At 75.0% G+C, this 8,103-nt stretch carries 2 protein-coding genes; both read left to right on the top strand.

The genetic code is table 11. The annotated features are described in order from the left end of the window. Window positions 1-4,466 (top strand): SDR family NAD(P)-dependent oxidoreductase (locus tag ACFZB9_RS24905; RefSeq protein WP_391450568.1); only part of this gene is annotated, 4,466 nt, incomplete at its 5' end. Window positions 4,467-4,535: 69 nt separating this feature from the next. Then, complete coding sequence (locus tag ACFZB9_RS24900) at window positions 4,536-8,066, top strand: type I polyketide synthase (protein ID WP_391450566.1); 3,531 nt, start codon at window positions 4,536-4,538, stop codon at window positions 8,064-8,066. Window positions 8,067-8,103 lie beyond the last annotated feature (37 nt).

Raw genomic sequence — 8,103 nt, 5'->3', positions numbered from 1 at the left:
GGACGTTGCATGTCGATGAGCCGTCGCCGCATGTGGATTGGTCGGCGGGTGCGGTGGAGTTGTTGGTGGAGGAGCGGGTGTGGCCGCGGACGGGGTGGCCGCGTCGGTCGGGTGTCTCGTCCTTCGGGCTGAGCGGTACCAACGCGCACGTCATCCTGGAGCAGGCACCCGCTGTGGCCGAGGCCGCGCCGGTGTCCGCCGCTCCGGCGGCGGTTCTCCCGCTGCTGCTCTCCGCGCGCACCGAGCAGGCGCTGCGCGGTCAGGCGGAGCGGCTGCTCTCCCGGGCCGGCACCGAGCCCGGCCAGGCCGAGCTGCTGGACCTGGCCTACTCGCTGGCGACCGGCCGGGCCGCGCTGGAGCACCGGGCCGTCGTGGTGGGCAGCGGCGGCCGGGAACTTCTCGGCGGCCTTTCGGAGTTGGCCTCGGGAAACCCCGGCGCGGCCGTGCACCGGGGCTCGGCCACGGGCGGCAGGCTTGCCTTCCTCTTCACCGGCCAGGGCAGCCAGCGCCGTGGGATGGGCGTCGAACTGTACGACGCCTACCCGGCGTTCGCGGCCGCCTATGACGCGGTCTGCGCCGAGCTGGATCAGCACCTCGACATCCCGCTCAAGGGCGCCGACGCACTGCTCGACCGGACGGCCTACACCCAACCCGCCCTCTTCGCGATCGAGGTGGCGTTGTTCCGCCTGGTCGAATCCTGGGGTGTCCGGCCGGACTTCCTGGTCGGGCACTCGATCGGTGAGCTGGCGGCCGCGCATGTCGCGGGCGTTCTCTCCCTCGCCGATGCCGCCCGGCTGGTGGCCGCGCGTGGTCGCCTGATGCAGGCGCTGCCGTCGGGTGGCGCGATGGTGGCCGTCCAGGCGAGCGAGGCGGACGTGCTGCCGCTGCTGGCAGGCCGCTCCGATGTCGGTATCGCTGCCGTCAACGGGCCTTCGTCGGTGGTGCTTTCGGGTGCCGAGCAGGCGGTCCTGGCGATCGCGGAACAGCTGGGCTGCAAGACGAAGCGCCTGGCCGTCAGTCACGCGTTCCACTCGCCGCTGATGGACCCGATGCTCGCCGAGTTCCGTGCCATCGCGCAGCAGTTGACCTTCCACGCTCCCACCATCCCGATCGTCTCCACGCTCGACCGGTCCGCGGACCTCACCACCGCCGACTACTGGGTGCGCCATGTCCGCGAGGCCGTCCGCTTCGCCGACGCCATCGAGATCCTGGAGCGCGAAGGTGTGCGCACCTTCGTCGAGCTGGGCCCCGACGCCACCCTCACCACGCTCGCCCAGGACACCGTCAGTGCCGAGGACGCGCATTTCGTGCCGACCCTGCGCGCCGACCGCTCCGAGGCCCGGACGCTGACCACCGCGCTCGCCCGGGTCCACGCGAACGGCGCCGCCGTCGACTGGGCCGCCTACTTCGCCCACACCGGCGCCCGCCGGGTCGACCTGCCCACCTACGCCTTCCAACGCGAACGCTACTGGGTGCAGCCGTCCGGCCTGCCCGCCGCGACCGACGTGGCCGCGGCCGGTCTCGCCTCCGCCGAGCACCCGCTGCTGGGCGCGGCCGTCGAACTGCCGGGCTCCGACGGGTTCCTGTTCACCGGGCGGCTCGCGCTGCGCACGCACCCCTGGCTTGCCGACCACGCGGTGGGGGACACCGTGCTGCTGCCGGAGACGGCGGTTGTCGAACTCGCCGTCCGGGCCGGCGACCAGGTCGGGTGCGACCTGGTGGAGGAGCTGACCGTGGAGGTGCCGCTGGTGCTGCCCGAGGAGGGCGCCGTCCAGCTGCACCTGGTGGTCACCGGGCCGGAGGAAGACTCCGGCCGGCGCTCGCTGACCCTCTACGGGCGGCCCGAGCGCCAGGCGTCGGCCGAGCCGTGGACCCGGCACGCGAGCGGCACCCTGGCCGCCACCGCTCCGTCCGCGCTGACCGCCGTGGCACCGCTGGACCCGGCCGCCTGGCCGCCGCCTGGCGCCGTTGAGCTGCCGGTCGAGGGCCACTACGAGCGGCAGGCGCTGGCCGGCCGGTGGTACGGGCCCGCGTTCCAGGGCCTGCGCAAGGCCTGGCAGCACGGGGACACGATCCATGCGGCCGTGGAGCTGCCGCAGGAGCTGTGGTCGCAGGCGGGGGCCTACGGCCTGCACCCGGCCCTGCTGGACGCCGCCCTGCAGGCGCTCTCCCTCCGCCCGGGATCCGACAGCGCCGACGGTGCCCACGCCGACGGCACCGACGGCAACGACGGGCAGCCGCGCAGCCGCAGCCCCTTCGCCTGGCGCGGCTTCACCCTGCACGCCGGCGGCGCCACGGAGCTGCGGGTGCGACTCACCCCGACCGGGCCGGCCGAAGTGTCGCTGGACGTGACGGACGGCTCGGGTGCGCCCGTGGCCTCGGTGGCAGCCCTGGCGCCGCGTCCCCTCACCGCCGAGCAGCTCGGTGCGGGCTCGCGGGCGGGGCGGCCCGACGCGCTGTTCCGCGTCGACTGGACGCCGCTGCCGCTGCCGCTGCCGCTGCCGCTGCCGCCGCAGGCCCCGGCGCCCGAGGCGCGTCCCGAGGCGCGCTGGGCGATGCTCGGCGCCGACCGGCTCAAGATCGGCGCCTCCCTCGAACTGGCCGGTGAGAAGCCCGAGTTCTACGCCGACCTGGCCGAGCTGCGGGCTGCCGTCGCGGCCGGCAGGCCGGCTCCCGACACCGTCGTGGTGACCTGCGCGGACCAGCCGGGTGGCAGTCACCTGGCGGCCGAGGTCCACGCGGCCACGCACCGCGCCCTCGCCCTGGTGCAGGGCCTGCTCGCCGACGACGGCCTCGCCGCCGCCCGCCTGGTCCTGGTGACCAGTGGCGCGGTGGCCGCCGGCTCCGGCGACGGTCCGGTCGATCTGGTCCACGCCCCGCTCTGGGGCCTGGTGCGGGCGGCCCGGATCGAGAACCGGGACCGCTTCGTGCTGGCGGACCTGGACGACGACGAGGAGTCCCGGCGCCTGCTGCCGCTCGCGATCGCCTGCGGTGAGCAGGAGTTCGCCCTGCGCGCGGGCACCGTGCGGGTGCCCCGGCTGGCCCGTCTTTCCCGGCTCGACGCACAGACTGGCGAACGGACCGATCCCGCCCGCGAGTTGAACCCCGAGGGCACCGTGCTGATCACCGGCGCCGCCGGCGGCCTCGGGGCGCTGCTCGCCCGCCACCTGGTGGCCGAACGCGGCGTCCGTCACCTGCTGCTGACCAGCCGGCGCGGCCCGGACGCCCCGGGTGCGGCCGAACTGGTCGCCGAGCTGACCGAGTTGGGCGCCACCGTCGCGATGGCGTCCTGTGACGCGGCCGACCGTGCGCAGCTGGCCGCGCTGCTGGCCGGCGTGCCGGCAGCGCACCCGCTGACGGCCGTGGTGCACACGGCCGCCGTGCTGGACGACGGCGTGATCGGGGCGCTCACCCCCGAGCGGGTCGACCGGGTGCTGCGTCCCAAGGTGGACGCGGCGCTCCACCTGCACGAGCTCACCGCCGGGCTGGACCTGGACGCCTTCGTGCTCTTCTCGGCCGCCGCCGGCACCCTGGGCGGTGCGGGCCTCGGCAGCTACGGTGCGGCCAACGTCTTCCTGGACGCCCTGGCCCGCCACCGCCACGACCACGGCCTGTCCGCGGTCTCGCTGGTCTGGGGCATGTGGGCGGAGAAGCGCGGCATGGCGGGCCGGCTGAGCGAGGTGGACCTCGCCAGGTCGGCGCGCGGCGGGGTGCTGCCGATGACCGCCGACCAGGGGCTGGCGCTCTTCGACGCGGCCCTGGCGGTCCTCGGCGAGCCGGTCCTGGTCCCGATGCAGCTGGACCTGAACGTGCTGCGGGCGCTGGCCACCGTGCCCGGCGCGCTGCCCGCGCCCTTCCACGGCCTGGTGCGGCCGCCGGCCCGCCGCACGGCTGTCGCGGCGGCGGCCGCCGAGCCCGACACGGCCGGCCTGGCCCGGCAGTTGGCCGGTCGCCCCGCGGCCGAGCAGCGCGGTTCGCTGCTCGACCTGGTGCGCGGCCATGTGGTGGCCGTGCTCGGCTACACCTCGGTGGACCTGGTCGGGGCCGGGCAGGCCTTCCGCGAGCTGGGCTTCGACTCGCTGACCGCCGTCGAGCTGCGGAACCGGCTGACCGAGGCCACCGGGATCCGGCTGCCCGCGACCCTGATCTTCGACCACCCGACGCCTGCCCTGCTGGCCGAGTTCCTGCTGGCCGAGCTGGCTCCCGACAGCGGGCCGGCCGCTCCGGGGCTCCTTGAGGAGCTCGACCGTCTGGAGGTGGCGATCGCCTCGCTCGGCGCCGAGGAGCACGGCGCTGTCGCCCCCGACGACGCCGCCCACGCGCGGATCGCGGTTCGCCTGCAGACCCTGCTGGCGAGCTGGAACGCCGCCCGAGGCACCGGGGAAGGCGCGGGCGCGGCGGCGATCGACGAGGCGAGCGACGACGACCTCTTCGACTACATCGACAAGAAGTTCGGCAGGGGCTGAGCGGCGTGCCCGCCGTGTTCCGCACCCCCGTCACCCCCTACCCCGACGATCCGGATGGGCAGCGCTCCGATGGCCAATGAAGACAAGCTCCGCGAATACCTCAAGCGCGTACTGAAGGACCTCGACGAGGCCCACACCCAGCTGCGCGACCTCGACGAGAAGGCCCGCGAGCCGATCGCGATCGTCGCGATGAGCTGCCGGTTCCCCGGCGGTGTGCAGAGCCCCGAGCAGCTCTGGCAGCTGGTCGCGACCGGTGGTGACGCGATCTCCGGTTTCCCGACCGACCGCGACTGGGACCTCGACGGGCTCTACGACCCGGACCCGGACGCCCAGGGTGCCTCTTACACCAAGGAGGGCGGCTTCCTGGCCGCCGTGGACCAGTTCGACGCCGCCCTGTTCGGCATCACGCCGCGCGAGGCACTGGCCATGGACCCGCAGCAGCGCCTGCTCCTGGAGACCTCCTGGGAGCTGTTCGAGCGGGCGGGCATCGACCCGGCGACCCTGCGCGGCAGCCGCACCGGTGTCTTCGTCGGCACCAACGGGCAGGACTACGTCCCGGTGCTGATGCGCTCGGCCGAGAACTTCGAGGGCCACCTCGGCACCGGCAACACCGCGAGTGTGATGTCCGGGCGGCTCTCCTACACCTACGGGCTGGAGGGCCCGGCGGTCACCGTCGACACCGCCTGCTCGGCCTCGCTGGTCTCGCTGCACCTGGCGGTGCAGGCGCTGCGCACCGGCGAGTGCACGCTCGCGCTGGCCGGCGGCATCACGGTGATGCCGAACCCGGGCACCATCATCGAGTTCAGCCGTCAGCGCGGGCTGGCGGCCGACGGCCGGTGCAAGTCCTTCGCCGGGGCCGCCGACGGCACCAACATGGCCGAGGGCGTGGGCCTGCTGCTGGTCGAGCGGCTCTCGGACGCGCGCCGCAACGGGCACCGGGTGCTCGCCGTGGTCCAGGGCAGCGCGGTCAATCAGGACGGTGCCAGCAACGGTCTGACCGCGCCCAACGGCCCCTCCCAGCAGCGGGTGATCAAGCAGGCGCTGGCCAACGCCCGGCTGACGGCCGACCAGATCGACGTGGTCGAGGGCCACGGCACCGGCACCAGGCTGGGCGACCCGATCGAGGCCCAGGCGCTGCTGGCCACCTACGGCCGGGGCCGCCCCGAGGACCGGCCGGTGTGGCTGGGCTCGGTGAAGTCGAACATCGGCCACACCCAGGCGGCGGCCGGTGTCGCGGGCGTGATCAAGATGGTGATGGCGATGCGGCACGGGGTACTGCCGCGTACCCTGCACGTGGACGAGCCGACCCCGCACGTCGACTGGTCGGCCGGCGCGGTCGAGCTGCTGGCCGAGAACCGGCCCTGGCCGGAGACCGGCCGTCCGCGCCGGGCCGCGATCTCCTCCTTCGGCATCAGTGGCACCAACGCCCACACCGTGCTGGAGCAGGCCCCCGCCGAGGAGGTCCCCACCGAGGAGCCGCCTGCCGAGGAGCCTGCCGAGGGCCCCGCCGCTGCCGGGTTGCCGTCCGCCGGGTTGCCGTCCGCCGTGCTGCCGGTGGTGCTCTCCGGCAAGAACGAGGCCGCCCTGCGTGACCAGGCCGACCGGCTGCGCGACTGGCTGGACACCGAGCCGGATGTCACGGTGCCCGAGGTCGCGCGGGCGCTGGCGACCACCAGGGCGGCACTGGACCGCCGCGCCGCGATCGTCGCCGCCGACCAGGACGAACTGCGCGCCGGGCTCGACGCGCTGGCCCTCGGGATACCCGCCGCGCCGCTGGTCAAGGGCACCGTGGTCGAGGGCAAGCTGGCCCTCCTCTTCACCGGCCAGGGCAGCCAGCGCGCCGGCATGGGGGCCGAACTGTACGCCGCCTTCCCGGTGTTCGCCGAGGCCTACGACGCGGTCCGCGCCGCGCTGGACCAGTACCTGCAGACGCCGCTGCGGGACGCCGACGCGCTGCTCGACCGGACGGCCTACACCCAGCCCGCGCTCTTCGCCATCGAGGTGGCGTTGTTCCGCCTCGTCGAATCCTGGGGCCTGCGACCGGACTTCCTGGCCGGGCACTCGATCGGCGAGCTGGCCGCCGCGCACGTCGCGGGCATCCTCTCGCTCCCCGACGCCGCCCGGCTGGTCGCCGCCCGCGGCCGGCTGATGCAACAACTCCCCGCCGGTGGCGCGATGGTGGCCGTCGAGGCCGCCGAGGACGCGGTGCTGCCGCTGCTCGCCGACCGCTCGGAGGCAGGCATCGCCGCCGTCAACGGGCCGGTCTCCGTCGTGCTTTCGGGCGCCGAGCAGGCCGTGCTGGAGGTCGCCGAGAAGCTGGCCGCCGAGGGACACCGGACCAAGCGCCTGACCGTCAGCCACGCGTTCCACTCCGCGCTGATGGAGCCGATGCTCGCCGAGTTCCGCGCGATCGCCTCGGAGCTCACCTTCAACGCCCCGAATATCCCGATCGTCTCCACGCTCGACCGCTCCGCAGACCTCACCACCCCCGCCTACTGGGTGCGCCACGTCCGCGAGGCGGTCCGGTTCGCCGACGCCGTCGCGACGCTGGAACGCGAGGGCGTGCGCACCTTCGTCGAGTTGGGCCCGGACGGCACCCTCAGCGCCCTCGGGCGGGGCTGCGTCGGCACCGCCGCCGTCTTCGCCCCCGTGCTGCGCCGTGACCGCCCCGAGGTCCGGACGGCGATCGGTGCCCTGGCCCAGGCGCACGCCCACGGCGTCACCGTCGACTGGGCGGCCTTCTTCGGCGCGGCGGGCTCCCGCCGGCTCGACCTGCCCACCTACGCCTTCCAGCGGCGCCGCTTCTGGCCGGCGGCGGCCGAGGACGAGCCGGTGGCGCCCGCGGCCGCCGTGGACGAGCGGTTCTGGTCCGCCGTGCGGCGCGAGGACCTGGACGGGCTGCTCGCGACCCTGGGCCTGGACGGTGACCGCTCGCTCAGCGCGGCGCTGCCCGCGATGGCGTCCTGGCTCCGGACGCACAGCGATGGCCGGCCCCCGGCGGCGCCCGCCCCGGCCGAGCGCCCCGCAGCGGAGCACACCGCGGCGGAACAGGAGCACACCGAGGCCACCCTGGCCGTCCGCCTGGCGGCGATGGCCGGGTTCGAGCGGCAGAACGCGCTGCTCGCCCTGGTGCGGACCGAGGCGGCGTTCATCCTCGGCTATGCGGGACCGGAGGAGATCGAACCGGGACAGGCGTTCCGGGACCTCGGGGTGGACTCGCTGATGGCGGTCCTGCTGCGCGACGGTCTGGCCGAGCAGACCGGCCTGTCGCTGCCCGCCTCACTGGTCTTCGACCAGCCGACCCCGGCGCTGCTCGCCACCCACCTGCACCAGGAGCTGTTCCCCGACAGCACTGGCTCGGCGGGCTCGGTGACCGAGGGACTCGACCGCCTGGAGGCCGCGTTGGCCGCCGGCACCCCCGACGGTGTCACCCGGGCCCGGCTGCAGATGCGTCTGAACGCGCTGGCGGCCCGGCTGGGCGAGTCCCAGCAGCCCGCGGCGGATGCTGCCGCGGCCGACGCCGACCTCGCGGAGATCGACGGCCTCGACACGGCCTCGGACGAGGAGCTGTTCGCCTTCATCGACGACAGCCTCGCCTGACCCGCCCGCTGCCGGCGCCCGCCCGGCGCCCGCCCGG

This window comes from Kitasatospora sp. NPDC008050, assembly GCF_042957465.1.
Lineage (GTDB): Bacteria > Actinomycetota > Actinomycetes > Streptomycetales > Streptomycetaceae > Kitasatospora.
Note: the sequence above shows the minus strand (reverse complement) of the source record. Positions and strands in the feature narration are given on the sequence as shown.